General features: G+C 39.8%; 27 protein-coding genes. 20 read left to right on the forward strand and 7 right to left on the reverse strand.

Annotated elements, in window-relative coordinates; translation table 11 throughout:
* Positions 1 to 3 precede the first annotated feature (3 nt).
* From atpA to O3622_RS01145, 4 genes are all read left to right on the forward strand, one after another.
* On the forward strand, positions 4 to 1,509 hold the full coding sequence (atpA, locus tag O3622_RS01130; protein ID WP_371606906.1) for a F0F1 ATP synthase subunit alpha: 1,506 nt from the start codon (positions 4 to 6) through the stop codon (positions 1,507 to 1,509).
* Between the two features lie 15 nt (positions 1,510 to 1,524).
* Positions 1,525 to 2,403, forward strand: coding sequence for a F0F1 ATP synthase subunit gamma (locus O3622_RS01135; RefSeq protein WP_000301228.1), 879 nt, complete (start codon positions 1,525 to 1,527; stop codon positions 2,401 to 2,403).
* Between the two features lie 85 nt (positions 2,404 to 2,488).
* Positions 2,489 to 3,895 (forward strand): F0F1 ATP synthase subunit beta, encoded by a 1,407-nt coding sequence (gene atpD / locus O3622_RS01140; RefSeq protein WP_000094372.1) that lies wholly within the window; start codon positions 2,489 to 2,491, stop codon positions 3,893 to 3,895.
* Positions 3,896 to 3,905: 10 nt separating this feature from the next.
* Positions 3,906 to 4,325, forward strand: a complete 420-nt coding sequence (locus tag O3622_RS01145) for a F0F1 ATP synthase subunit epsilon (RefSeq protein WP_000940836.1) — start codon at positions 3,906 to 3,908, stop codon at positions 4,323 to 4,325.
* Between the two features lie 33 nt (positions 4,326 to 4,358).
* Here the strand turns inward: O3622_RS01145 and O3622_RS01150 are convergent, their stop codons facing one another.
* On the reverse strand, positions 4,359 to 5,372 hold the full coding sequence (locus tag O3622_RS01150) for a lactonase family protein (protein ID WP_000665595.1): 1,014 nt from the start codon (positions 5,370 to 5,372) through the stop codon (positions 4,359 to 4,361).
* 144 nt (positions 5,373 to 5,516) lie between these two features.
* Here O3622_RS01150 and O3622_RS01155 point away from each other — a divergent pair, with 144 nt between their 5' ends.
* From O3622_RS01155 to O3622_RS01180, 6 genes are all read left to right on the forward strand, one after another.
* Positions 5,517 to 6,683, forward strand: coding sequence for an AI-2E family transporter (locus O3622_RS01155; RefSeq protein WP_000400294.1), 1,167 nt, complete (start codon positions 5,517 to 5,519; stop codon positions 6,681 to 6,683).
* Positions 6,673 to 7,902, forward strand: coding sequence for a tetratricopeptide repeat protein (locus tag O3622_RS01160; RefSeq protein WP_371606907.1), 1,230 nt, complete (start codon positions 6,673 to 6,675; stop codon positions 7,900 to 7,902). Before O3622_RS01155 ends, O3622_RS01160 begins: the two co-directional genes overlap by 11 nt.
* A 291-nt stretch (positions 7,903 to 8,193) precedes the next feature.
* Positions 8,194 to 9,993, forward strand: coding sequence for a Spy0128 family protein (locus tag O3622_RS01165; protein WP_371606908.1), 1,800 nt, complete (start codon positions 8,194 to 8,196; stop codon positions 9,991 to 9,993).
* Between the two features lie 388 nt (positions 9,994 to 10,381).
* On the forward strand, positions 10,382 to 11,023 hold the full coding sequence (locus O3622_RS01170) for an amino acid ABC transporter permease (protein ID WP_000121156.1): 642 nt from the start codon (positions 10,382 to 10,384) through the stop codon (positions 11,021 to 11,023).
* Between the two features lie 10 nt (positions 11,024 to 11,033).
* Entirely contained in the window at positions 11,034 to 11,663 is a 630-nt protein-coding gene (locus O3622_RS01175; protein WP_000891744.1) for an amino acid ABC transporter ATP-binding protein, read from the forward strand.
* 15 nt (positions 11,664 to 11,678) lie between these two features.
* Positions 11,679 to 12,518, forward strand: a complete 840-nt coding sequence (locus tag O3622_RS01180) for an amino acid ABC transporter substrate-binding protein (protein ID WP_125384593.1) — start codon at positions 11,679 to 11,681, stop codon at positions 12,516 to 12,518.
* Between the two features lie 227 nt (positions 12,519 to 12,745).
* Here the strand turns inward: O3622_RS01180 and lysS are convergent, their stop codons facing one another.
* The 5 genes from lysS to O3622_RS01205 all read right to left on the reverse strand — a co-directional run bounded on the left by lysS (position 12,746) and on the right by O3622_RS01205 (position 17,229).
* On the reverse strand, positions 12,746 to 14,236 hold the full coding sequence (gene lysS / locus O3622_RS01185) for a lysine--tRNA ligase (RefSeq protein WP_371606909.1): 1,491 nt from the start codon (positions 14,234 to 14,236) through the stop codon (positions 12,746 to 12,748).
* A gap of 138 nt (positions 14,237 to 14,374) precedes the next feature.
* On the reverse strand, positions 14,375 to 14,998 hold the full coding sequence (locus O3622_RS01190; RefSeq protein ID WP_049478014.1) for a histidine phosphatase family protein: 624 nt from the start codon (positions 14,996 to 14,998) through the stop codon (positions 14,375 to 14,377).
* Positions 14,998 to 15,480: an aminoacyl-tRNA deacylase gene (locus tag O3622_RS01195; protein WP_125384592.1), complete on the reverse strand. Its 483-nt coding sequence runs from the start codon at positions 15,478 to 15,480 to the stop codon at positions 14,998 to 15,000. The genes O3622_RS01190 and O3622_RS01195 overlap by 1 nt, the downstream gene beginning before the upstream one ends.
* Positions 15,480 to 16,322 carry a DUF368 domain-containing protein gene (locus O3622_RS01200; protein WP_371606949.1) on the reverse strand — a complete coding sequence of 281 codons (843 nt, stop codon included), beginning with the start codon at positions 16,320 to 16,322 and terminating at the stop codon, positions 15,480 to 15,482. The genes O3622_RS01195 and O3622_RS01200 overlap by 1 nt, the downstream gene beginning before the upstream one ends.
* Positions 16,323 to 16,428: 106 nt before the next feature.
* On the reverse strand, positions 16,429 to 17,229 hold the full coding sequence (locus O3622_RS01205) for a glycoside hydrolase family 25 protein (protein ID WP_001227573.1): 801 nt from the start codon (positions 17,227 to 17,229) through the stop codon (positions 16,429 to 16,431).
* 155 nt (positions 17,230 to 17,384) lie between these two features.
* On the opposite strand from O3622_RS01205, the gene glmU reads away from it, so the two are divergent.
* The 7 genes from glmU to O3622_RS01240 all read left to right on the forward strand — a co-directional run bounded on the left by glmU (position 17,385) and on the right by O3622_RS01240 (position 23,368).
* The gene (gene glmU, locus O3622_RS01210) at positions 17,385 to 18,764 is read left to right on the forward strand and encodes a bifunctional UDP-N-acetylglucosamine diphosphorylase/glucosamine-1-phosphate N-acetyltransferase GlmU (RefSeq protein WP_200730297.1); all 1,380 of its coding nucleotides are present in this window, start codon (positions 17,385 to 17,387) and stop codon (positions 18,762 to 18,764) included.
* A 9-nt stretch (positions 18,765 to 18,773) separates the two neighbouring features.
* Entirely contained in the window at positions 18,774 to 19,319 is a 546-nt protein-coding gene (locus O3622_RS01215) for an NUDIX hydrolase (RefSeq protein WP_000393797.1), read from the forward strand.
* Between the two features lie 11 nt (positions 19,320 to 19,330).
* Positions 19,331 to 19,642, forward strand: coding sequence for a cell wall synthase accessory phosphoprotein MacP (gene macP, locus O3622_RS01220; protein WP_000517872.1), 312 nt, complete (start codon positions 19,331 to 19,333; stop codon positions 19,640 to 19,642).
* A gap of 15 nt (positions 19,643 to 19,657) precedes the next feature.
* A complete protein-coding gene (locus O3622_RS01225; protein WP_200730298.1) occupies positions 19,658 to 20,350 on the forward strand; it encodes a 5'-methylthioadenosine/adenosylhomocysteine nucleosidase in 693 nt (230 codons plus the stop codon).
* A 76-nt stretch (positions 20,351 to 20,426) separates the two neighbouring features.
* On the forward strand, positions 20,427 to 20,921 hold the full coding sequence (gene rocS / locus O3622_RS01230; protein ID WP_000021252.1) for a chromosome segregation protein RocS: 495 nt from the start codon (positions 20,427 to 20,429) through the stop codon (positions 20,919 to 20,921).
* 81 nt (positions 20,922 to 21,002) lie between these two features.
* The gene (locus tag O3622_RS01235; protein WP_061421081.1) at positions 21,003 to 21,596 is read left to right on the forward strand and encodes a 3'-5' exonuclease; all 594 of its coding nucleotides are present in this window, start codon (positions 21,003 to 21,005) and stop codon (positions 21,594 to 21,596) included.
* 8 nt (positions 21,597 to 21,604) lie between these two features.
* On the forward strand, positions 21,605 to 23,368 hold the full coding sequence (locus tag O3622_RS01240) for a glycerophosphoryl diester phosphodiesterase membrane domain-containing protein (protein WP_000801706.1): 1,764 nt from the start codon (positions 21,605 to 21,607) through the stop codon (positions 23,366 to 23,368).
* 38 nt (positions 23,369 to 23,406) lie between these two features.
* Here O3622_RS01240 and O3622_RS01245 read toward each other — a convergent pair whose 3' ends face one another.
* On the reverse strand, positions 23,407 to 23,706 hold the full coding sequence (locus tag O3622_RS01245) for a YbaB/EbfC family nucleoid-associated protein (RefSeq protein ID WP_000981516.1): 300 nt from the start codon (positions 23,704 to 23,706) through the stop codon (positions 23,407 to 23,409).
* A 440-nt stretch (positions 23,707 to 24,146) separates the two neighbouring features.
* Between O3622_RS01245 and O3622_RS01250 the strand changes: the two genes are divergently transcribed.
* The 3 genes from O3622_RS01250 to O3622_RS01260 are packed head-to-tail and all read left to right on the forward strand — an operon-like array spanning position 24,147 to position 26,755.
* Positions 24,147 to 24,854, forward strand: coding sequence for a 2-C-methyl-D-erythritol 4-phosphate cytidylyltransferase (locus O3622_RS01250; RefSeq protein WP_000638514.1), 708 nt, complete (start codon positions 24,147 to 24,149; stop codon positions 24,852 to 24,854).
* Positions 24,855 to 24,858: 4 nt separating this feature from the next.
* Positions 24,859 to 25,881 (forward strand): ribitol-5-phosphate dehydrogenase, encoded by a 1,023-nt coding sequence (locus tag O3622_RS01255; protein WP_371606910.1) that lies wholly within the window; start codon positions 24,859 to 24,861, stop codon positions 25,879 to 25,881.
* Positions 25,882 to 25,897: 16 nt separating this feature from the next.
* Positions 25,898 to 26,755 (forward strand): phosphotransferase, encoded by an 858-nt coding sequence (locus O3622_RS01260; protein ID WP_371606911.1) that lies wholly within the window; start codon positions 25,898 to 25,900, stop codon positions 26,753 to 26,755.
* Position 26,756 lies beyond the last annotated feature (1 nt).

Consider the following 26,756-nt stretch of genomic DNA (forward strand, 5'->3'; position numbering starts at 1 on the left):
CTTTTGGCAATTAACGCACAAGAAATCAGCGCTTTAATTAAGCAACAAATTGAAAATTTCAAACCCATTTTTGATGTGACTGAAACTGGTGTTGTAACCTATATCGGGGACGGTATTGCGCGTGCCCACGGCCTTGAAAATGCCATGAGTGGAGAGCTCTTGATTTTTGAAAACGGCTCTTATGGTATGGCGCAAAACTTGGAATCAACAGACGTTGGGATCATCATTCTCGGTGACTTCACGGATATCCGTGAAGGAGACACTATCCGTCGCACGGGTAAAATCATGGAAGTTCCTGTCGGTGAGAGTCTTATTGGACGTGTTGTCGACCCGCTTGGTCGTCCAGTTGACGGTCTTGGAGAAATCCATACTGATAAGTCTCGTCCAGTAGAAGCGCCAGCTCCTGGCGTTATGCAACGTAAGTCTGTATCAGAACCATTGCAAACAGGTTTGAAAGCTATTGATGCCCTTGTTCCGATTGGTCGTGGTCAACGTGAGTTGATTATCGGTGACCGTCAGACAGGGAAAACAACCATCGCTATTGATGCTATTTTGAACCAAAAAGGTCAAGATATGATCTGTATCTATGTAGCGATTGGGCAAAAAGAGTCAACTGTTCGTACGCAAGTTGAAACACTTCGTCAGTACGGTGCCTTGGACTACACAATCGTTGTGACAGCCTCTGCTTCACAACCTTCTCCATTGCTCTTCCTAGCTCCTTATGCTGGGGTTGCTATGGCAGAAGAGTTTATGTACCAAGGGAAGCATGTTTTAATCGTTTATGATGATCTTTCAAAACAAGCGGTCGCTTATCGTGAACTTTCCCTCTTGCTTCGTCGTCCACCAGGTCGTGAAGCCTTCCCTGGGGATGTTTTCTACCTTCATAGCCGTTTGCTTGAGCGTTCAGCTAAGGTTTCTGATGAACTTGGTGGTGGATCTATTACAGCCCTACCATTTATCGAGACACAAGCAGGAGATATCTCTGCCTATATCGCAACCAACGTGATTTCTATCACTGACGGACAAATCTTCCTTGGTGATGGTCTCTTCAATGCGGGTATTCGTCCAGCCATTGATGCGGGTTCATCTGTATCCCGTGTAGGGGGGTCGGCACAGATTAAAGCTATGAAGAAAGTAGCTGGTACACTCCGTATCGACCTTGCTTCATACCGTGAGTTGGAAGCCTTCACCAAGTTTGGTTCTGATTTGGATGCAGCAACACAGGCTAAGTTAAATCGTGGCCGTCGTACTGTGGAAGTATTGAAACAACCTGTCCATAAACCACTACCTGTTGAGAAACAAGTAACCATTCTCTATGCTTTGACACATGGTTTCTTGGATACGATTCCTGTAGATGACATTGTTCGTTTTGAGGAAGAGTTCCATGCTTTCTTTGATGCTCATTATCCAGAGATTTTGGAAACCATTCGTGAAACAAAAGACTTGCCAGAAGAAGCAGTCTTGGATGCTGCGATTACAGAGTTTCTCAATCAATCCAGCTTCCAATAAGAATAGAGGTGTCAGATGGCAGTATCTCTAAATGATATTAAAACAAAAATCGCCTCAACCAAAAATACGAGTCAAATCACTAATGCCATGCAAATGGTATCGGCTGCCAAGTTAGGTCGCTCTGAAGAAGCAGCGCGCAACTTCCAAGTTTACGCTCAGAAAGTTCGTAAGCTTTTGACGGATATTCTGCATGGTAACGGATCTGGTGGTTCAACCAATCCGATGCTCATCAGTCGCCCAGTTAAGAAAACAGGCTATATCGTTATCACTTCAGACCGTGGCTTGGTTGGAGGTTATAATGCTTCCATCCTTAAAGCCGTTATGGAGTTGAAAGAAGAATACCATCCAGATGGTAAAGATTTTGAGATAATCTGTATCGGTGGGATGGGAGCTGATTTCTTTAAGGCTCGTGGTATTCAGCCAATCTATGAACTACGTGGCTTGGCAGATCAACCTAGTTTTGATGAAGTTCGTAAAATTATTTCAAAAACGATTGAGATGTACCAAAACGAACTTTTTGATGAATTGTACGTCTGCTACAACCATCATGTCAATACTCTCACAAGTCAAATGCGTGTGGAACAAATGCTTCCGATTGTTGACTTGGATCCAAATGAAGCGGATGAAGAGTATAGCTTGACCTTTGAGTTAGAAACGAGCCGTGATGAGATTCTAGAGCAGTTGTTGCCACAGTATGCCGAAAGTATGATTTACGGGGCTATTATCGATGCCAAGACAGCTGAAAATGCTGCAGGTATGACCGCCATGCAAACGGCGACCGATAATGCCAAAAAGGTCATCAATGATTTGACAATCCAGTATAACCGTGCTAGACAGGCGGCGATTACACAAGAAATTACAGAAATCGTAGCGGGGGCTAGTGCCTTAGAATAAGGCTTTGCCTCCCTCGTATCAAAATGAACTTAGGACCTAGTTGAGCTAGGAACCGACAGTATCTTATATAGAATAGGAGAAGGAGATGAGTTCAGGTAAAATTGCTCAGGTTATCGGACCCGTTGTAGACGTCTTGTTTGCAGCAGGGGAAACACTTCCTGAGATTAATAATGCACTTGTCGTCTACAAAAATGACGAAAGAAAAACAAAAATCGTCCTTGAAGTAGCCTTGGAGTTGGGTGATGGTATGGTCCGTACGATCGCCATGGAATCAACAGATGGTTTGACTCGTGGAATGGAAGTTTTGGACACAGGCCGTCCAATCTCCGTGCCAGTAGGTAAAGAAACTTTGGGACGTGTCTTCAACGTTTTGGGAGATACCATTGACTTGGATGCTCCTTTCGCTGAAGACGCTGAGCGTCAGCCAATTCATAAGAAAGCTCCAACTTTTGATGAATTGTCTACCTCATCTGAAATCTTGGAAACAGGGATCAAGGTTATCGACCTTCTTGCCCCTTACCTTAAAGGTGGGAAAGTTGGACTCTTCGGTGGTGCCGGAGTTGGTAAAACAGTTTTGATCCAAGAATTGATTCACAACATTGCCCAAGAACACGGTGGTATTTCAGTATTTACCGGTGTTGGGGAACGTACTCGTGAGGGGAACGACCTTTACTGGGAAATGAAAGAATCAGGCGTTATCGAGAAAACAGCCATGGTATTTGGTCAGATGAATGAACCACCTGGAGCACGTATGCGTGTTGCCCTTACTGGTTTGACAATTGCCGAATACTTCCGTGATGTAGAAGGCCAAGATGTGCTTCTCTTTATCGACAATATCTTCCGTTTCACTCAAGCTGGTTCAGAAGTATCTGCCCTTTTGGGTCGTATGCCTTCAGCCGTTGGTTACCAGCCAACACTTGCTACTGAAATGGGTCAATTGCAAGAGCGTATCACGTCAACTAAGAAGGGTTCTGTAACCTCTATCCAAGCCATCTATGTGCCTGCGGATGACTATACTGACCCGGCGCCAGCAACAGCCTTCGCTCACTTGGATTCAACAACAAACTTGGAACGTAAGTTGGTACAGTTGGGTATCTACCCAGCCGTTGATCCGTTGGCTTCAAGCTCTCGTGCCTTGGCACCTGAGATTGTTGGTGAGGAGCACTATGCAGTTGCTGCGGAAGTCAAACGTGTCCTTCAACGTTACCATGAATTGCAAGATATCATTGCTATCCTTGGTATGGATGAACTTTCTGATGAAGAAAAAACCTTGGTTGCACGTGCCCGTCGTATCCAGTTCTTCTTGTCTCAAAACTTTAACGTTGCAGAACAATTTACTGGTCAACCTGGTTCTTATGTACCAGTAGCGGAAACAGTTCGTGGCTTTAAGGAAATTCTTGAAGGAAAACATGACCAGCTACCAGAAGATGCCTTCCGTGGTGTCGGTTCAATCGAAGACGTCATTGCTAAGGCAGAAAAAATGGGATTTTAAGAGGTGATCTATGGCTCATTTAACTGTCCAGATCGTGACACCAGATGGCCTCGTCTATGATCACCATGCCAGCTTTGTATCGGTACGAACTCTGGATGGTGAGATGGGGATCTTGCCACGACATGAAAATATGATTGCGGTTTTAGCGGTTGATGAAGTGAAGGTGAAACGTATCGATGATGATACTCATGTGAACTGGATTGCAGTGAACGGAGGAATTATCGAGATTGCTAATGATATCATTACTATTGTAGCAGACTCAGCAGAGCGTGCTCGTGATATTGATATCAGTCGGGCAGAACGTGCGAAACTTCGCGCTGAACGAGAAATCGAAGAAGCCCATGACAAGCACTTGATTGACCAAGAACGTCGCGCAAAAATCGCATTGCAACGTGCTATCAACCGTATCAATGTCGGAAATAGACTATAAAAAAAATGAACTTGAAACTCAAGTTCATTTTTTTTAATGTGGGAAGTTGATGCAGACTGCTTCAGGGACATGGAAGTCGTTAGAAAGCTCTGCAAGACGGCCACTTTTAGGATTGCGCTTAAAGACCGTTGCGTTATCAGAATCTTGATGAACAGCAATGAGAAACTCTTGATCAGGAGTTAGGTCGAAATCACGTGGATTTTTACCATGGCTTGGTACAATCTCTAATAATTCCAAGCTACCATCAGCGAGGATTGTATAGACTGCAATGGAATCATGACCTCGGTTGGATGCATAGAGGTATTTTCCATCTTTTGAAAGACGAATGGCAGCAGTAGCATTAAAGCCTTCATATCCATCTGGTAAAGTTGAAATAACTTGCATGCGTTCAAATTCACCAACCCCATCATAAATCAAGACCTCTATGGTGCTATTCAGTTCGCAGATGAGATAGGCAATCTTATAGTGGTGGTGGAAAACGATGTGGCGAGCACCTGCTCCAGCTTGGCCGTGATAAGTGTGGAGCTTACTTAGTTTTCCTTCTGGACTAACATCGTAGGTCGTTACTTCATCTGTACCTAGATCACAGGTGACGAGATACTGGTCAGGTGTTAGATCTGTAAAGTGTACATGTGGAGAAGTTTGGTTTTCATGAGGGCCTTGTCCTCTATGCTGATCTAGATCCGTTTGGATGAGGCTACCATCCGTTTGGCGCTTATAAACTAGAACTTGGCCTTTGTGGTAGTTAGCTCCGTATACGAGACCACGTTTTTCATCCACTGCCACATAGCAATGGGGAGCGCCTTCTTCAACCACATGATTTAGCAAAGCGCCATCTGTCTTGTATGCAGCGATTCCACCTAAGCCATCCTGGCTTCCTACGGTGTATATGTGTTGCTGTTGGTCAAAGGCAAGGTAGGTCGGACTTGGTTCAGCAGCAAAGAGTTCAAGATCTGCAAGCTGGCCTGTTTCTGTATCAAAATCTGCCTTGTAAATCCCTTTAGATAAGCGACGAGTGTAAGTTCCAAAATAAACAGTTTCTTTCATGTCCATACCTCTTAATAATGATAAGTTCATTATACCACAAAATGGCAGTCATGAAGCATCAGATTCATTCATGTAAGCACTTTAAAAAAGAGTTATTTTAGTCTAAAAATGGTATAATGAGAGAATGACAGAAAGGATGTATTTATGGAACATAAAGAGAAACATTTTAGCCTATCTTGGTTTTTTAAGTGGTTTTTAGATAATAAAGCCATCACTGTATTTTTAGTAACCTTGTTACTGGGGCTAAACATTTTTATTCTAAGTAAGATTAGTTTTATCTTTTTACCAGTTTTGGATTTTCTTGGGGTTGTCATGTTGCCAGTTATTTTATCTGGTTTACTTTATTACCTCCTCAATCCGATTGTGGACTGGATGGAGAAGCACAAGATCAATCGTGTCCTTGCCATTAGTATTGTTTTTGTTATTATCGGACTCTTTATCATTTGGGGATTGGCAGTCGCAATTCCTAATCTGCAACGTCAAGTCTTAAATTTTGCGAAGAATGTGCCGACATACCTGGAAGATGCTGATAAGGTGATCAATGACCTTGTAACCAAACGCTTGCCAGATGATTTTAGACCACAGTTGGAGCAGGTTCTTTCCAATGTTTCTAGTGAGGCGACCATGTGGGCCAGCAAAATCTCTTCTCAGGCTGTTAACTGGGTTAGCGCCTTTATCAGTAGCGTTTCCCAGGTCATTGTTGCGGTTATTATCGTACCCTTCATGCTCTTTTATCTTTTGAGAGATGGGAAAGGCTTGCGCGATTACCTGACTAAATTCATCCCAAACAAGTTAAAAGAACCTGTCGGACAAGTTTTGTCAGATGTTAATAAACAGTTATCAAACTACGTTAGAGGACAGGTTACAGTTGCTATTATCGTGGCAATTATGTTTATTATCTTCTTTAAGATTATTGGTCTCAGATATGCTGTGACTCTTGGTATCACGGCTGGTATCCTCAATCTAGTACCTTACCTGGGTAGTTTTCTAGCGATGTTGCCTGCTCTGGTTTTGGGCTTAATAGCGGGGCCTGTCATGCTTTTGAAAGTGATTATTGTCTTTATTGTTGAACAAACGATTGAAGGTCGCTTCGTTTCTCCGCTTATTTTAGGTAGTCAGCTAAACATCCATCCCATCAATGTCCTCTTTGTTCTCCTAACTTCAGGGTCTATGTTTGGTATTTGGGGAGTCTTGCTGGGAATCCCAGTCTATGCCTCTGCCAAGGTCGTTATCTCAGCTATCTTTAACTGGTATAAAAAAGTCAGCGGTTTGTATGAAGAAGAAGGGGAGGAAATCAAGAGTGAACAATAGTCAACGCATGCTCCAGGCTTTGGATGAACAGGATTTAACCAAAGCAGATCAGTATTTTCACAAAGCCCTCGAAACAGATTCAAGTGAAGTTCTTTACGAACTAGCAAGCTATCTAGAGGGAATTGGCTTTTATCCTCAAGCAAAAGAAATTTACCAACATATCGTTACAGAATTTCCAGAAGTGAATCTGAACTTAGCCAGCATTGCTAGTGAGGATGGCAATGTTGAGGAAGCCTTTGCTTACCTTGAGGAAATCACACCCGAAAGTGACTGGTACGTATCGGCCTTGGCCTTGAAGGCAGACCTCTATCAATTGGAAAGATTGACAGATGTAGCGCGTGAAAAGTTACTGGAAGCCCTAAACTACTCAGACGATGCCTTATTAGTTTTTGGTTTGGCTGAGTTGGATAGCGAGTTAGGGAATTATCAGGAAGCTATTCAGGGCTATGCTCAATTAGACAATCGCTCCATCTATGAGCAAACGGGTGTCTCAACCTATCAACGAATTGGTTATGCTTATGCCCAGTTAGGTAAGTTTGAAGCTGCAACTGAATTCTTAGAGAAAGCTTTAGAATTAGAATACGATGACCAAACTGCCTTTGAACTGGCTAGTCTTTACTTTGACCAAGAAGAGTATCAAAAATCTGTTCTTTACTTTAAGCAGATTGATACCATTTCACCTGATTTTGAAGGATATGAGTATGGCTACAGTCAAGCATTGCATAAGGAACATCAGGTGGAAGAGGCACTTCGTATCGTTAAACAAGGTTTGGAGAAAAATCCATTTGAAACTCGGCTCTTACTAGCTGCTTCTCAGTTTTCGTATGAATTACATGATCCTAGTAGTGCGGAGCAGTTTCTCCTTACTGCTAAAGAAGATGCAGAGGATACAGAAGAAATATTCCTTCGCCTTGCAACCATTTATATGGAACAAGAACGGTTTGAGGACATTATCGCTCTCCAAAGTCAAGAACCTGAAAATCTCTTGACCAAGTGGATGATTGCCCGTTCTTATCAGAAAATTGAGGATTTAGATAAGGCCTATGAGCTCTATCAACAACTATCGTCTGACCTCAAGGATAATCCTGAGTTTCTTGAGCAGTATACTTATCTCCTGCGTGAATTGGGATATTTTGAAGAAGCCAAAGTGCAAGCTGAAGCTTATTTAAAACTCGTTCCAGATGATGTTCAGATGCAAGAACTCATAGAGACACTTTAAGGATTTCTAATTTTTTTAAAATCTTATTAACAGAAACGAATGACTTTAAATGAATGATTTGAAAGACCTCAGAGGTCTTTTCTTTTTTACTAATATAATATAAATGTTAGAATTTCTTATAGCTAATTTAGATGAAGTTTTGAACGATGAAACCCTGCTACACCCTATAAAATAAGAGTTTAAAGGTATGATTTGAACATTGAACTACTATGAAATACTTGACAAATTTATATAAGAATATATAATAATAAATAGGGGAATCTATCCCCAAAAATAAAGGAGGCAAATGTTGTGAAAAAGATTAATAAAAAACTTTCTCATGCATTCATGGCGCTATTGTTAGTAGCTTCAGTATTTATCCCAGTACTAAGAACTAGCAATGTGGTTAAAGCTGCTGAACTACCATCTAGTAGCTATACGCTAACGACAGTACCGACAATTAACAATAATAAGTTAGTTGACGGTGCAGAGTATGGTGAAGGGAAATTTTACCTTCAAACCACTTACAAATTCGACAACTCAACAACGTTGAAGAATGGTGACTTTATGGTTTATAAAGTTCCAAATGAATTCAAAATTGAATCAGATTCAACTACTGAAATCTTTGGTAACGATGGAGTCACTAAGGTTGCTGAGTTAACGACAAATAAGTCTGCAAATACAGCGACTGTGACGGTAAGAAACGAAGATTATTTTGCTAACTTACCTGAAGAGAAACAAATTTCGGCCTTATTTACTGTTGTATGGGCTGATAATGTTGAACTCAATAAATCATATCCAATCGATATCCCTGGAGCAGGAGTATACAATTTGACTCGTATTGTTCCAGATGAGGATCCAACAGGATTTACTAAATGGGGAGTTCAAGATACGAACGATCCAAATTATATTAATTGGTATATTCGCGTAAACAAATATGCTAATCCTTATGAAGGTGTTTCGATTCAAGATACAATCCCTGAAGGACAAGTATTAGCTAGTGAGATTACAGGTTACTACTTTACTGAATGGGGTAAGGATGAGCATCATCCTCTTTTGAATCCAAGTCACATTGTTGTTCAAGATTCTAATCACTTCACTATTACTCCAAATGGTAATGGTGATCTAACCAACCAAGGTTTGTATGTAGTTTATAAGACTCGTATCACCGCACCAGTTGATAATACAACAAAGAAAGCTTTCAATAACGTTAAAATTACGACTTCAACTGAAAACTTTGATGTAGAAGGTTTTGCACCATTAACCACAACTGAAGGTATTAGTTCAGGTTCACGTTCTACAGAAGTTTCATTTGAGGTTTCTAAGCAGTTAAAAGGAAAAGACTTAGCTGCTGAAGAATTTAGCTTCCAACTACTTGATCCAAACGGATCAGTTGTTGAAACTGTTAAGAATGATAAAGATGGCAAAGTGAAATTTAAAGCCGTTAAATTCTCTACAGTGGGTACTTATAAGTATCAGATCAAAGAAGTTAATGATCAAAAACCAGGTTTTGCTTACGATGATAAGACTATTAACGCAGAAGTTACTGTGACAGATGTTTATGGTGAGAAGTTTGCAAGTGTTAAATATGACAATAAAGTTTTTGTAAATTCGTATTCTGCTAAATCTGCAACAACTTCAATTACTGCTAAAAAAGTCCTAAATGGTAAACCTCTTGAGGCAGATAAATATGAATTTGAATTGAAAGAAGGCGACAAACTTGTATCTACAGCTAAGAATGCTGCAGACGGAACAGTTGCTTTCCCAGCGATTGAATACACTACTGCAGGAACTCACACATACACAATCACTGAAAAAGCTGGTAATGAAACTGGTGTAACTTATGATAAAAATGCTTATACAGTAACAGTAAAAGTTGTAGACAATGGTCAAGGTCAACTTGTAGCAACAGTTACAGGTAATAATCCAACCATCACAAATACTTATGCTGCTGAGACTCCAGGTTCTTCAGATAACAAACCTAAACAACCAGAAGAAAATAAAGAACTACCAAATACTGGTACATCTGAAATGACTATCTTGCTTACTGTTGTAGGAGTAGTACTTGCGTTTGGTTCCATTCTCTTATTCCGTTTCAAAAAAGTTAAATAATCTAGTTGAAAAATCTTGATGCCTTTGCTATGGCATCATCAAAGAGCCACTTGTATGGATAGTAGAAATGATACTATTCTTATAAAGTGGTTCTTTTTTTATATCTTTAGAGGTAAGAAGTGAATGAGAGTAAACAGCGTTCTGTATCAATGAAATCTTTATAGATATTTGATAAAAAAATTTGATCATGGTCCTCTCAGAACTAGAAGTTAAACCTATATTCTCGTCTAGAATCCTTATAATTCTTCTAATTTTTTAAGATGATATTTCGCACGGATTTCTTAGATAAAGGTGTATAGTTCAAGAATTATAGAATTTTTTTACAAAAACCATTGCTAAATTGTTTATTTATGCTATAATAGGAACAATAATTTTTAGGAGGTGCAGTATGTCTTATATGTTTGAGATATTACCAAGTTTATTGAATGGTGCAAGTATGACTCTTCAAGTCTTTGCTCTGGTCTTGATCTTTTCAATTCCTTTAGGTATTGTCGTTGCCTTTGCTTTGCAAGTTCGTTGGAAACCCCTCCATTATCTGATTGACCTTTATATTTGGGTGATGCGAGGGACTCCCTTGCTCTTGCAATTAATCTTTATTTACTATGTTCTCCCTAGCATTGGGATACGTTTAGATCGTTTGCCTGCTGCTGTGATCGCTTTTGTATTGAACTATGCAGCCTACTTTGCAGAAATCTTTCGTGGAGGGATTGAAACCATACCTAAAGGTCAATATGAGGCTGCTAAGGTCTTGAAGTTTAGTCCTTTTGACACAGTGCGCTATATTATTTTGCCTCAGGTTACAAAGATTGTCTTACCGAGCGTCTTTAATGAAATCATGAGTTTGGTCAAGGATACTTCATTGGTTTATGCCCTTGGGATTTCAGATTTGATTTTGGCAAGTCGGACAGCAGCCAATCGAGATGCTAGTCTTGTTCCTATGTTTTTAGCTGGAGCGATTTATTTGATTATGATTGGTCTTGTAACCATTGTAGCGAAAAAACTTGAGAAGAAGTACAGTTATTACAGATAGGAGGATTGCTATGTTAGAATTACGAAACATCAACAAGGCCTTTGGTGGCAAACAAATCTTAACCAATTTCAGCCTATCAATTCCTGAAAAGCAAATCCTTGCAATCGTAGGTCCATCAGGAGGCGGAAAGACAACCCTATTACGTATGCTAGCTGGATTAGAAACCATCGATTCTGGAGAAATCTACTATAACGGCGAATCGCTAGCTATAGACGAACTAGAAAAGCGCAATCTTCTGGGATTTGTTTTCCAAGATTTTCAACTCTTTCCACATTTGTCAGTTCTAGATAACTTAACTCTGTCGCCTATAAAAACAATGAGCATGGAGAAGGAAGTTGCTGAGAAGAAGGCGCGTGGTTTGTTAGAACAACTTGGGTTAGCTGGACATGCAGATGCCTTTCCATTCTCACTTTCAGGTGGGCAAAAACAACGGGTGGCCTTAGCACGTGCTATGATGATTAACCCAGAAATTATTGGATATGATGAGCCTACATCAGCCTTAGACCCAGAATTGCGATTAGAAGTAGAAAAACTTATCCTTCAAAATAAAGAGCGTGGGATGACTCAGATTGTTGTGACCCACGATCTTCAGTTTGCGGAAAACATTGCTGATCAGATCCTTAAGGTTGATCCAAAGTAGGACTAGGAGGTGCCTATGAAGAGAAAGAAAATTGCCCTTGTACTTGCTCTGTTCTTTAGCTTCTTCCTGACGGCTTGTACTCAAAAGGCAAGTGATCCAAATCAGGATAATTGGGCCAAATATCAAAAACAGGGAAGCATTACCATTGGCTTTGACAATACCTTTGTTCCCATGGGATTTGAGGAAAAGAATGGCCAGTATGCAGGCTTTGATATTGACCTGGCCCAAGCTGTTTCTGAAAAGCTAGGAATTCAGATTAAATTTCAACCCATCGACTGGGATATGAAAGAAACCGAGCTACAAAATGGTACCATTGATGCCATCTGGAATGGCTATACAGCTACAGATGAACGGAAAGAGAAGGTTGCTTTTACCATTCCTTACATGGAAAATCAACAAGTTTTGGTCTCTAAAAAGTCTCAAAATATCCACTCAATTCAGGATATGACTGACAAAGTTTTAGGGGCCCAGGCTGGATCTTCTGGCTATTTGAATTTTGAACGACAACCAGAACTACTCAAGAATCGAGTGAAAGACCAGAAAGCCAATCAATACCAAAGTTTCAATGAAGCCTTGATTGATTTAAAAAATGATCGGATTGATGCCCTGTTGATTGACCGAGTATATGCCAATTACTACCTCCAGTCTGAAGGGATTTTAAATGACTACAATGTCTTTTCAGCTGGCTTTGAAAGTGAAGCTTTTGCAGTGGGTGTGAGACCTGCTGATAAAACTTTGCTAGCTGCATTGAACCAAGCCTTTATCTCACTATACCAAGAAGGAAAATTCCAGGAAATCAGCCAGAGATGGTTTGGGGAAGATGTAGCCACCAGTCAAGTTAAAAATCAAGAATAAGAAAAGAGATTGAGTTTTTCCTCAGTCTCTTTTTTCATCGAAAAATCCTCTGGCAAGTACCAGAGGATAAGAGCTTATACTCAATGAAAATCAAATAGCAAACTAGGAAGCTAGCCGCAGGCTGCTCAAAACACTGTTTTGAGGTTTTAGATAAGACTGACAAAGTCAGGAACATATATCTACGGCAAGGAAACGCTGACGTGGTTTGAAGAGATTTTCGAAGAGTACTATTTCATTGTTGGGAAGAGCAATACGTCACGGATAGTAGTTGTATCAGTGAGGAGCATGCAGAGACGGTCGATACCGATACCCAAACCACCTGTTGGTGGCATACCGTATTCAAGAGCTTCAATGTAGTCGTAGTCAATACCTGTTGCTTCATCGTCACCAAGTTCTTTAGCTTTTGCTTGGGCTTCGAAACGGCTAAGCTGGTCGATTGGGTCGTTTAACTCAGTAAAGGCATTACCGTATTCCTTAGTCATGATAAAGAGCTCGAAACGGTCAGTAAAGCGTTCATCTTCAGGATTTTTCTTCGCGAGTGGAGATACTGCTACTGGATGTCCATAGACAAAGGTTGGTTGGATCAAGGTTTCTTCGACAAATTCTTCAAAGAAGGCATTGATAATGTGACCAACTTCAGTGTGGTGTTTTTCAACTGGAACTTTCTTCTCAGCAGCGATAGCTTTAGCTTCCTCGAAAGTCATGTCTTGCCAGAAGTCTACACCAGTAATTTCCTTGATAGCATCCACCATGTGAACACGTTTAAATGATTCATTGATTTTGATTTCAGTTCCTTGGTAGTTAACAGGACCATCACCTTTAACTGATTTAGCAGCGTGTTGGATAATACCTTCAGTTAAGTCCATGATATCTTGGAAGTCTGCATAAGCTTGGTAAACTTCGATAGAAGTGAATTCAGGGTTATGAGTAGCATCCATTCCTTCGTTACGGAAGATACGGCCAATTTCATAAACACGTTCCATACCACCAACGATAAGGCGTTTCAAGTGAAGCTCAGTCGCGATACGAAGCACCATATCAATGTTTTGGGCATTGTGGTGGGTGATAAATGGACGAGCAGCAGCACCACCAGCTTCATTGTGAAGAACAGGTGTTTCCACTTCAAGGAAACCTTTTTGGTCTAGATAACGACGGATTTCAGAGATGATTTTTGAACGAGTAACAAAACGCTCGAAGCTTTCGCGGTTAGAAATCAAGTCCAAGTAACGTTTACGGTAAATTGTTTCAACGTCAGTCAAACCGTGGAATTTCTCAGGAAGCGGGCGAAGTGCTTTAGACAAGTGTGTGATGTGAGTTGCCTTGATAGAAAGTTCTCCCATATCTGTACGCATGACTTCACCTTCGACACCAAGGAAGTCACCAAGGTCAGCTTTTTTGAAGATTTCGTAGTTTTCTTCACCAACTTCATCTTTACGAACGTAGATTTGGATTTGACCTTCTCGGTCTTGAAGATGGGCAAAGCCAACTTTTCCTTTTCCACGTTTAGTTACTAAGCGTCCAGCGATAGTAGCAGTTTCGTTTAATTCATGTAATTGTTCTTTATCAAGTTCTGCAAATTTGTCTTTTAGTTCTTGAGAGTTAGCAGTACGTTCAAAACGTTTTCCGAAGGGATCGATTCCTTGTTCACGGAGCGCAGCCATTTTTTCACGGCGAACGATCTGCTGGTCATTTAGTTCTTCCATATGTTCTGTAGACATGGGTTCCTCCTAATTTTACTCAAAATTTGATACGATGAGTCATTTTTTGCGATACTCCCATTTTATCATAAATAGCAGAGAAATTCACGGATATTCTTTGAAAACTAAAAAGAACTTGACTATTAAGATCAAGTTCCATTATTTTTCTTGATAGGAAGTGTCATTCCATCTTTCCAGAGTGAAGGTTTCAAAATCATCGGTCTCTAAAACTGTCAGACTAGCATTGGCCAAGCCTCCTTCTTTGCGGAGGTGAGCCTCTTTATAGCCTAATAGAGTACGAAGGCTAGCAGTGAGATTTGCCCCATGACCAACGATCAGAATGTTTTCAGCCGGACTTCCTTTCAGAGATTTGATAAACTGAATGGTTCGGTGAGTCGTAGAGTAGAGAGATTCGGCTTCAAACATCCTCGTATCAAACCGAGCTAGATTAGAGCGAAAGGCCTTTATTTGTTCTGGGTAGATGGCATTAAGCGTAGCGATTTTTAATCCCTCTAGTTTGCCAAGTTGCCATTCACGTAGGTCAGGAATGCTCTTTAAAGGACAAGGGGACTGGAGTTGACTTTGGATTATTTCAGCAGACTTAACTGCTCTGGGTAAGTCACTAGAATAAATCGTATCAAAAGGAATTTCCTTGAGATACTGCCCCAGTTGTTTTAAAACGTCAGTGGACTCTGGAAGAAGGGGAGAGTCACCGCTAGCACCTTGAAAACGTCCTTCAAGATTCCAGACAGTCCGACCATGACGGACAAAATAGAGTTTCATCAGTTGTTTTCCTCCAAGATATCAGCGAAGTCCGCTTTTACAAAGCTGGCTAAGTCTTGAGGTCGGATGATGATACTGTGCCCGACTTCTCCAGCAGAGACAATCATTTTGTCTAAATCCAAAGCAGTCTGATCAATAAAAATAGGATAACTATGTTTTTGGCGAATGCCGACGGGGTTATTAGCCCCATGAATATAGCCTGTCGTTTTTTCTAGGTCTTTTTGTGGAATCATGCTCACTTTTTTATTACCAGAAACCTTTGCTAGTTTTTTCTCAGCGAGGTGTTCTGTTATGGGAACGATTCCGATGATTGGTCCCGTTTTGTCCCCTAATAGAGCCAAGGTTTTAAAGATATGAGTTCGATCATATTCCGAAAGAAGTTCACCCTCAAGCGCGTTGATCTGAATACCAGTATGGTCAATACCCGCCTTGGTCAAGATTTGTTCGACCAAGGTTTTCTTAATCTTAACTTTCTTTGCCATTATTTATACTTATCCTCCAATTGACTCATCCAGATACCAAGCCAAATTCCAAGCGCAAAGAAGAAGGCGATGAGAACATAGCTCACAATAGAAAGTCCAGTATATTGGATACTTTCAGCATTTCCAGCATTTGGAATCAAAATCAAGAGAGTGCTTGACAGCACAATCCCAATGATAAAGTGATAAACACGGGAGTGGTAGTTGTTCAAGGCGTAGTCCATTAATTTTGAAAAAATGATGAGGGTTGCACCTGCACCAATTCCGATAGGAAGGAAGGTACCAAATAAATCAAAGGTTTTAAAACCAGTTAGCATTGGAGCGTACAGTCCTAAAATCAAGAGTAGATTTGACGGACTTAAACCAGGCACCAAGACACCAAGAGCTAAAAGTGCACCCGCTAAGATGAAACTAGCGAAACTAGCACTGAGAGAACCAACAACAAAGTTTAGCGCGTAGAGCCCGACACCTGAAAGGATAAAGGTGGTCCAGAACCAGACAAGGTCAATCTTATCACGATCAGATTCTCGAGTAGATTCTTTAAGGAGGCTAGGAACCGTACCGATGATGGCTCCAGCAAAACTCCATAAAACATAGACCTGGTAATTTTCAAGCAGATACTCGATTGGATAAGAAAACAAACCAATGCCTAGCAACATCCCGATTGCTACTGGGATAAAGTATAGGACATTCTCTTTAAAATCCTTAAAGGGATGAGCCAGAAAGCTAATCATTCGCTCGTAAATTCCCAAAATAGCTGCTAAAACACCGCCAGAAATTCCTGGTAAGATAAATCCTAAGGCGATGACTATTCCCTTAATAACTCTTGCAATCCATGAAAACATCATAAAATCCTCAATTTCATAAAATTCTTTCTCTATTCTATCAATTATAACACAGACGAGAAGAAAATGAAAAAACAAGTGAAAAAGAGAGCAATTTTCACTTGTCTTATGGTCTTAAAAATAGTTTTCTGAAGGTTTCTTCTTTTTCCTTCAAGGTAGAAATGAGATTAATATCTAAATGATGTTCAAATCCAGCAATTCTTCCTTTTGAAGTATACTGATGGAGGTCATAGTCTAAATCAGTATTAGGCGTGGTTTCAAAGTAACCTGAATCCGTTCCATAAGATGGAATCCAGACAGCAGAGAACTTGTCTGTATTGATACTATGTTCTTGCATGAAATAAACACCGATGTAAATTCCGATATTTTTGGCGCCAAGCGCTTCTAGTTTAGCCCTAAAAGCTTCAACACCTTCGTTCATATCAGACATTGTTTTTTCTTCAACATCGAGCCAATAGTAACTAGGGTTGTATGGAGAAGCAGCATTGTAGAAAACCTCAGCAGCTTTTTCCATTTCTTCCTTACCAGTACCTGCTAGATAGGCATAAACAGCAACTGGAACATTCCGCTTTTGAAATTCTGAAATATGATTTTTATAGGCTTTATCGACACCATTGGCATAGGCGGCATTATTTGTTTCAGTATGCTGAGCCCCATTGTGGACACGAACAATAACACCAGAAATATTTTGAGATAAGGTATCGTAGTTGATTTCCTCAGGTATTTGCCAGCCAGAGACGTCAATAATAGGTTTGTCAAGATTATGCAAGGCCTGATTTTCAACCTGGACTGCATTGGGTTTTGACTTGACAGGATGGTCTTCATAAGTTGGTCTATTGAGGATCAAAATAGCTATAAATATAGTAAATAAAGTAAAAATAATAGCTGGATGAATCTTTTTTCTCATATTTAAATAGTTTAACGTAAATAGATAAAAAAATCAAAGAAAACATCGGAAAAAGTGAATATATGGGCGTCTTTTCCCTATTTCTCTGTTTGTTTACTCCTAAGAAACTAAATTATGGTATAATATAAGGGAATTTCTAGAGAAAAGAGAAGATTATGTCAAATTATGCCATTATTTTAGCAGCGGGTAAAGGTACTCGCATGAAATCAGATCTTCCAAAGGTACTTCATAAAGTAGCTGGAATTTCGATGTTGGAACATGTTTTTCGTAGCGTTGGTGCTATTCAACCTGAAAAAACAGTTACTGTAGTTGGTCACAAGGCTGAGCTAGTTGAGCAAGTATTAGCCGGTCAGACAGACTTTGTTAACCAATCAGAACAACTAGGAACTGGGCATGCTGTCATGATGGCAGAGCCTATTCTCCAAAATCGTACAGGCCACACCTTGGTTATCGCTGGAGATACTCCTCTGATTACAGGTGAAAGCTTGAAAAACCTCTTGGATTTCCATATCAATCACAAAAATGTTGCGACGATTTTAACAGCTGAAGCAGCTGATCCTTTTGGATATGGTCGTATCGTTCGCAATGATAATGATGAAGTTCTTCGCATTGTGGAGCAGAAAGATGCTACAGACTTTGAAAAGCAAATTAAGGAAATCAATACAGGAACTTATGTATTTGACAATGAACGTCTTTTTGAAGCCCTTAAAAACATCAACACTAACAATGCACAAGGTGAGTATTATATTACTGACGTGATTGGTATTTTCCGTAATGCGGGTGAGAAGGTTGGTGCCTATACTCTCAAGGATTTTGATGAAAGTCTTGGCGTAAATGACCGTGTAGCTCTTGCGACTGCGGAATCAGTGATGCGTCGCCGTATCAATCAAAAGCACATGGTTAATGGTGTTAGCTTTGTTAATCCGGAAGCAACTTACATTGATATTGATGTTGAGATTGCTCCCGAAGTCCAAATTGAAGCCAACGTTACCTTAAAAGGTCAAACGAAGATTGGTGCGGAGACTATTTTAACAAATGGAACTTGTATTGTAGATAGCACCATTGGATCTGGAGCTGTGATTACCAACTCTATGATTGAGGAAAGTAGTGTTGCGGACGGTGTGACAGTTGGTCCTTATGCCCATATCCGTCCAGGTTCAAGTCTGGCTGCTCAAGTTCACATTGGAAATTTTGTTGAAGTAAAAGGCTCTTCAATCGGTGAAAATACCAAGGCAGGTCATTTGACTTATATTGGAAACTGTGAAGTGGGTAGCAACGTTAATTTTGGTGCAGGAACTATTACAGTCAACTACGATGGCAAAAATAAATACAAAACTGTCATTGGCAATAATGTCTTTGTTGGATCAAACTCAACTATTATTGCTCCTGTAGAACTTGGGGATAATTCTCTGGTTGGAGCGGGTTCAACCATTACCAAGAATGTTCCTGCTGATGCCATTGCTATCGGCCGTGGACGACAAGTTAACAAAGACGAGTACGCAACACGCTTACCTCATCATCCAAAGAACCAGTAGGAGTTTGTCATGGAATTTGAAGAAAAAACGATTAGTCGGAAGGAAATCTATCAAGGTCCTATTTTCAAACTAGTACAAGACCAGGTGGAACTACCAGAAGGAAAGGGGACTGCCCAACGTGACTTGATTTTTCACAATGGAGCTGTTTGTGTATTAGCTGTGACAGCCGAGGATAAAATCGTTCTCGTTAAGCAATACCGAAAGGCTATCGAGGCGGTTTCTTATGAGATTCCTGCTGGTAAACTAGAACTTGGTGAAAATGCTGATCCAATGGCGGCGGCCCTTCGTGAATTGGAAGAAGAAGTTGCCTACACTGGTAAGTTAGAACTGTTGTACGATTTCTATTCTGCGATTGGATTTTGTAATGAAAAACTAAAACTCTACCTCGCTAGTGATTTGGTCAAGGTGGAAAATCCTCGCCCACAAGATGATGATGAAACCTTGGAAGTCCTAGAAGTAAGTCTAGAGGAAGCCAAGAACCTGATCCAGTCAGGTCATATCTGTGATGCCAAGACCATTATGGCGATTCAGTACTGGGAACTACAAAAGAAATAGAGGAGAAACCCATGGGAAAACCTTTATTAACAGACGAAATGATTGAACGTGCCAATCGTGGTGAGAAAATCTCAGGACCACCTCTTCAAGATGATGAGGAAACAAAGATCCTACCAACATCTTCACAACATTTTGGTTATTCACGCTCTAGAGACCACGGTTTTAGTCAAGATACACTTACAATCGAAGTAGAACCAACAATTCATAAGAGTCGCCGCATTGAGAACACTAAGAGAAATGTTTTTAATTCGAAACTCAATCGTATCTTGTTTGCAGTCATCCTACTTTTGATTTTGTTAATTTTAGCGATGAAACTCTTGTAATTGAAAGGACTTGAAATGAAAATTGGAATCATTGCTGCCATGCCAGAAGAACTCGTATATTTGACTCAGAATTTGGATAAACCTCAAGAAGTCCAAGTCCTCGGAAATACTTACTACACTGGCTCTGTTGGCAATACAGAAGTCGTTCTAGTTCAGAGTGGGATTGGAAAGGTCATGTCGGCTATGAGTGTAGCTATTCTAGCTGACCATTTTCAAGTAGAAGCTATCATCAATACAGGATCAGCAGGTGCTCTTGCTGAAGGGATTGCTGTTGGAGATGTAGTGATTGCGGATAAGTTAGCTTATCATGATGTGGATGTGACTGCTTTTGACTATGCTTATGGCCAAATGGCTGGTCAACCTCTTTACTTTGAATCCGATAAGAAATTTATCGCTAGGATTAAAGAAAACTTATCTCAGTTAGAACAGACATGGCACCTAGGCTTGATTGCTACAGGAGACAGTTTTATAGCTGGAGATGATAAGATTGCTAGTATCAAAACCCACTTTCCGGATGTTTTAGCAGTTGAAATGGAAGGGGCTGCTATTGCACAAGCAGCTCAGGCTCTTGGCCTACCTTTCCTAGTCATTCGTGCCATGAGTGACAATGCCAATCACGAAGCCTCTATCTCTTTTGATGAGTTTATTATCGAAGCTGGACGTCGTTCTGCCCAAGTATTACTAGCCTTTTTAAAGGCTTTAGACTAAGCGGAAATTTGACAGTTTATCTAGCTTATGATAAGATTTAAATAAAGAAAAGCTAGAAAACGTTTCAGAGGATATTATGAGTATTGAAATGACCGTCAGTGAGATTGCAGAGGTCTTAGGACTATCTCGTCAAGCAATCAACAATCGTGTCAAAGAACTTCCAGAAGAGGACACGAAAAAAAATGACAAAGGTGTAACTGTAGTTACTCGAAGTGGCTTGATCAAGCTAGAAGAAATCTACAAAAAAACAATTTTTGAAGATGAGCCTGTCAGTGATGATGTCAAACAACGTGAACTGATGGAAATCTTGGTTGATGAGAAAAATGCTGAAATTCTTCGTTTGTACGAGCAACTCAAGGCAAAAGACCGCCAGTTATCAGAAAAAGATGAACAGATGCGTATCAAAGACCGACAAATTGCTGAAAAGGACAAACAGTTGGACCAACAGCAACAGTTAACTCTTCAAGCCATGAAGGATCAAGAAACCTTGAAACTCGAGTTGGACCAAGCAAAAGAAGAAGTCCAAGCAACCAAAAAAGGCTTTTTTGCTCGCCTTTTTGGAGGAAAATAAAGAAGCTGTTTGGGTTACTCACTAACCTAATGGCTTCTTTTATTGTTTATAGTTTAGTTTGGGTAGTAATTGAGGTAAATAATGGAAAAATTAAGAGATTATATCGCCTTTGATTTGGAATTCAATCAACACGAGGGGGTTACCCATTTAATTCAAGTATCGGCAGTCCGCTTTCAAGATGGACAAGAAAGTGCTGCTTTTGATTCTTATGTTCATACTACAGCCCCATTGAAGAGTTTTATCAATGGTTTGACTGGAATCACAGCTGAAACCTTGAAAGATGCGCCAAAAGTAGAACAAGTTTTAAAGGACTTTCAAGCATTTGTTGGCGACTTACCTATTGTTGGTTACAATGCAGCTAAGAGTGATTTGCCTATTCTCTTGGAGCATGGTATTGATTATCGTGACCAGTATAAGGTTGATTTATATGAGGAGGCTTTTGAACGCCGTAGTTCTGACCTACACGGCATAGCCAATCTTAAATTACAAACTGTAGCGAATTTTTTAGGCTTTCACGGGAAGTCTCATAACAGTTTAGAAGACGCCCGCATGACGGCGCGTGTTTACGAAGCTTTTTTGGAATCGGATGAAGGAAAGCTATTAATAGAAGACCAGAGTAGTTTTTCTATGAATAATCCTTTCGGTGGCTTAGATTTATCCCAATTTTTAGACTAGGAGTGCCTATGAAACCTGAAAAACCTAAGAAGCTAGGTTTTAGGAAGATATACTATAACCTAGATAAGATTTTATTTCTATTTTTCTTGATATTTATGATGGTTGAGTTTGTCTGGCTACCATTGAATTCATGGATTGCTGGCATCCTTCTGAGACAAACAGGTTACTTGTTTATCTCCTACAATAACTTTTGGGCGATTATACAAGGCTCGCCTTTTATCAGTTTAGCCTTTCTCATCTTAATTGCAATCAATCTCTTGGTTGCTTATTTCCAGATTTGTCTTTTGTTTATCGGTGCTCGCCACCTTCTCTATCATGAAAAGAGAACTTTAATCGAGTACAGTAGAAAAGTATTTCACCAGAGCTTTCTATTCGTTAAGCGATTGAGCTTTTGTAAGATGGCCTTTGTCTTTTTTTACATTGCTATGCTTTTCCCGTTCATCCGAAAGATTTTAAAAATCTACTACCTCAACAAGATTATTATCCCTGATTTTATTGTGAATTATTGGGAAGGTAAACATTGGCTGGTAGGTCTGATGATCATAGCATCCGCTTGGATCTTTCTCTACATCTCTGTCCGATTTATGTTTGCCCTTCCTAAGATTCTCTTTGAAAGAAAGACCGTAAGAGAAGGTGTGAAATATAGTCTCCAAAAGACAAAGAAAAATGTCCTTTTCTTCTCTTGGCATCTCTTGCTCATTATCATTAAAACGTATCTTTTCTTCTTTGGTTTGTTAATTCCCTTGCTTTTTGCGCAAGCAGTGATGGATAATCTAACTCAAAAAGAATCCTTGATTCTCGGTGTAATTAATTTTGTCTTGATTAAAAATTTCCATTATATGACCCTTACTTATTTCCTAGTGAAGTTTGTTTCCTTCCTGACAGGAGAAGAACTAGAGATTATGCCAAGGCGAAAGAAAGATCATCTGATGAGATGGGGTGTCATGGGGTGTGCAAGCATCATCTTTGCCATAGAAGGCTACGTTTATCTGGAAACTCCAGATACCAATACACCTTTAGTGATTTCGCACAGAGGAGTAAGTAATAAAAACGGTGTTCAAAATACTGTGCAGTCTTTAGAAAAAACAGCTCAACTAAAACCAGATCTCATCGAAATGGATGTGCAGGAAACGAAAGACGGTCAGTTCGTGATGATGCACGATGCTAACCTCAAAAATTTAACAGGTATTAATGCTACACCGCAAGATTTGACTCTGGATGAATTAACAAATACAGATATTTACGAGAATGGTTATCAAACAAAGATTTCAAGCTTTGATGCCTATTTAGAGCGTGCAAATGCTTTAAACCAAAAATTGCTGATTGAGATTAAGACCAGTAAAAAAGATAGTCCGCAAATGATGGACCATTTCCTCGAAAAGTACGGAGCGACTATCAAGAAATATGGACACCAGATGCAATCGCTAGACTACCATGTGATTGATAAAGTGTTGACTTATGATTCTGAAATTCCAGTTTACTTCATTCTCCCCTATAACAGTATCTTCCCAAGAACCAAGGCAACGGGTTACACTATGGAGTACTCAACTTTGGATGAATACTTTGTCAATAAACTCTGGACTACTGATCAGAGACTCTATGTTTGGACCGTAAATGGTTCGGAGGCATTTGATAAAGCAGTTCGTCTCGGCGCAGATGGCATGATTACTGATGATCTTGAAATGGTCCAGTCACAAGTCACAATGGCTCAAGACGATCCGGAATATACGGAATTACTCTTAAAGAAAGCAATGGAATTCTTTGATTTCTAAGAAAAAAAGAGAAACATTTGTTTCTCTTTTTTTGTGGATTAGAAAGGCAATTTTCCAGCGAAAGCACCGAGTTTCTTCTTAGTCGTTTCATCAATTTGTTCAAGTGCTGCGTTAATTGCTTGAACAGTCATGTCAGAAAGTGTTTCGAGATCTTCTGGATCTACAACTGCTGGGTTGAAGTCAATGCTGACAACTTTTTTGTCTCCAGTCAAAGTTGCTTGGACAAGGTCCTGAGCAGATTTTCCAACAAATTCCATGGCAGCGAGTTCTGCTTGGCTTTGTTCCATTTGTTTTTGAAGTTTTTGTGCTTGGCGCATCATGTTTTGCATGTTCATCATGGCGGTTTACAGTTTCCTTTTTTCTATTATTTTCTTTTTTATTTTATCAATTTTAGGGGCAAAAGTCTATTATTTGTTTAATTCATGAGATATATGAGCTTTTATAATGATTCCCTAAAAAAACTTTTGAGAGATTTACTATGGACATCCAGTATCCTTTGCTAAACAAATAATTTCATTTAAGCTTTCTTTAAGGTTTCTATTATATCCTAAAAAACTCTATATTAACCGAACGTTGGATGGCTAATATAGAGGATAACCTAATTTTATTTCTTAGTTTGTTATGGTCTTTCTGGATTTAGTAATACATTGTTCACTTTTCACCTTAAATGGTGTGTTGATCAGACTAAATGACACTCTGTCTTTTCTTCATGATGGAGACAGATTGTGATATAATAGATGGTAATGAGTTTTTTAGAATAAACTAAAGGAGAATATAAATGATCTATGCAGGAATCCTAGCCGGAGGAACTGGCACACGCATGGGAATCAGTAATTTACCAAAACAATTCTTGGAGTTGGGTGATCGTCCTATTTTGATCCACACAATTGAAAAATTTGTTTTGGAACCAAGTATTGAAAAAATTGTAGTTGGAGTTCATGGAGACTGGGTGTCACACGCTGAGGACCTAGTTGACAAGTATCTTTCTCTTCACAAGGATCGCATCATCATTACCAAGGGTGGTGCCGATCGCAATACCAGTATTGAGAAGATTATAGAAGCTATTGATGCCTATCGTCCAATCACTCCAGAAGATATTGTGATTACTCACGACTCTGTTCGTCCTTTTATCACACTTCGCATGATTCAGGACAATATCAAACTGGCGCAAAATCATGATGCGGTTGACACAGTAGTAGAAGCAGTTGATACCATTGTTGAAAGTACTAATGGTCAGTTTATCACGGATATTCCAAATCGTGCTCACCTTTATCAAGGTCAAACACCTCAGACATTCCGCTGCAAGGATTTCATGGATTTGTATGGTTCCCTATCTGACCAAGAAAAGGAAATCCTGACGGATGCATGTAAGATTTTTGTTATCAAAGGAAAAGACGTTGCCCTAGCTAAAGGGGAATATTCAAACCTTAAAATCACAACTGTGACAGACTTGAAAATCGCGAAAAGCATGATTGAGAAAGACTAAGGCTATGATTAATCAAATTTATCAACTGACAAAACCAAAGTTTATCAATGTAAAATATCAAGAAGAAGACATTGATCAGGAGAATCATATCCTTATTCGTCCAAATTATATGGCGGTTTGTCATGCAGATCAACGTTACTATCAAGGGAAACGCGAACCAAAGATATTGGCTAAAAAGCTTCCTATGGCGATGATACACGAATCTTGTGGGACTGTTATTTCAGATCCAACTGGGACTTATGAAGTTGGTCAAAAGGTAGTTATGATTCCCAATCAACCGCCGACGCAGAGTGACAAGGAATTCTACGAGAACTACATGACAGGAACCTACTTCCTATCTAGTGGTCACGATGGTTTTATGCGAGAATTTGTCTCTCTTCCAAAAGACCGAGTCGTTTCTTATAATGATATCGAAGATACAGTTGCTGCCATTACCGAGTTTGTAAGTGTTGGTATGCATGCCATGGATCGTTTCTTAAATCTTGCTCATAGCAAGAGAGAGCGCATCGCTGTTATCGGAGATGGTAGTTTAGCCTTTGTGGTTGCAAATATTATCAATTATACCTTGCCAGAAGCAGAGATTATCGTGATTGGACGCCATTGGGAAAAACTGGAACTCTTCTCTTTTGCAAAAGAGTGCTATATTACTGATAATATCCCAGAGGATTTGACCTTTGATCATGGATTTGAGTGTTGCGGTGGTGATGGTACAGGACCAGCTATCAATGACCTGATTCGCTATATTCGCCCACAGGGAACGATTCTCATGATGGGAGTGAGCGAATACAAGGTTAATATCAATACACGAGATGCTTTGGAAAAAGGATTGTTATTAGTGGGATCGTCTCGTTCAGGACGCGTCGATTTTGAGAAGGCCATTCAAATGATGGAAGTCAAAAAGTTTGCGAATCGTCTGAAGAATATCCTTTATGTTGAAGAGCCCGTGAGAGAAATCAAGGACATTCATCGTGTCTTTGCTACAGACCTTAATACTGCTTTTAAAACAGTATTCAAGTGGGAAGTGTAGAAGATGGAGGTTAATTGTGGAGAAACTCATCAAAGAAAAAATTTCTTCTTTACTATCTGATGAAGAGGAAGTACTCAGTGTTGAACAGCTGGGAGGCATGACCAACCAAAACTATTTGGTTAAAACAACCAACAAACAGTATATTGTGAAATTTTTTGGTAAAGGGACTGAAAAACTCATCAATCGTCAAAATGAAAAGTACAATCTTGAACTTTTAGAGGATTTAGATTTAGATGTTAAAAATTACCTCTTTGATATTGAGTCAGGGATTAAAGTAAATGAATACATCGAATCGGCAGTAACTCTTGATTCAACATCTATCAAGTCCAAGTTTGAAAAGATTGCACCAATTTTACAAACCATCCACGCTTCAGGGAAAGAATTAAGAGGAGAATTTGCTCCTTTTGAGGAAATCAGCAAATATGAATCCTTGATTGAGGGACCTATCCCTTATGAAAACTATGAAGCTGTTAGAAAAAATGTATTTTCACTAGAAAAGAGATTGGCTGATTTGGGTGTTGATAGAAAGTCCTGTCATATCGATCTAGTACCAGAAAACTTTATCGAGTCACCTCAAGGTCGCTTGTATTTGATTGACTGGGAATACTCTTCCATGAATGATCCAATGTGGGACTTGGCAGCACTTTTCTTAGAGTCTGAATTTACAAAGCAAGAGGAAGATGCTTTCCTTTCCTACTATGAAAGTGACAAAACGCCTGTATCACGTGAGAAGATTCGTATCTATAAAATCTTGCAAGATACTATCTGGAGTTTGTGGACAGTGTACAAAGAAGCTCAAGGAGCTGATTTTGGAGATTACGGTATCAACCGTTACCAAAGAGCTGTCGAGGGTTTGACTTATTATGGAGGTTAGG

This window comes from Streptococcus sp. 27098_8_51, from assembly GCF_041432205.1.
Taxonomy (GTDB): Bacteria; Bacillota; Bacilli; order Lactobacillales; family Streptococcaceae; genus Streptococcus.